We start from the raw sequence: 424 nt of genomic DNA, 5'->3' as shown, positions 1-424 counted from the left end.
CCAGAGGTCAGGGTCGGCATCAAGCCGCTGTCGGTGAACGCAACAGAGCCCAGACCATCATCGCCCGCATCAATCGTCAGCGTCCCGGTAACCGTTGTCGGTTCCTTATCCGCATCAGACCCATCGGCCAGATCGTCTTCATCCACACGACCCGCATTCACGCCCAGTTCAGGGTGATCCGGATCTTCGCTGCCAACAGGCGGCTCGCCCGGAGGTGGCGGTTCCGTGCCAGGAGGGGGCATCGGGACCGGTGGCTGTGGTCCATCATCGGTGATCTCAAAGGCCTGCGTCGCAGAAGACGTATCGCCATCCCCATCCGTGATCGTATAGGTGAACGCATCCAACAGCGGCGCACCATCCGTATGCGTCTCGCCCGCGTCACTGGTATAGGTGAACGACCCGTCCGCCTGTACCGTCAGCGCGC

General features: G+C 62.5%; 1 protein-coding gene. It reads right to left on the bottom strand.

Annotated features, from left to right (window positions below; all coding sequences use genetic code 11):
* Window positions 1-424: Ig-like domain-containing protein (locus ACOSDR_RS20220; protein ID WP_420732346.1), on the bottom strand; the 424-nt coding region annotated here is incomplete at both ends.

The organism is Hwanghaeella sp. 1Z406 (genome assembly GCF_048892425.1).
Lineage (GTDB): Bacteria > Pseudomonadota > Alphaproteobacteria > UBA8366 > Aestuariispiraceae > Pacificispira.
Note: the sequence above shows the minus strand (reverse complement) of the source record. Positions and strands in the feature narration are given on the sequence as shown.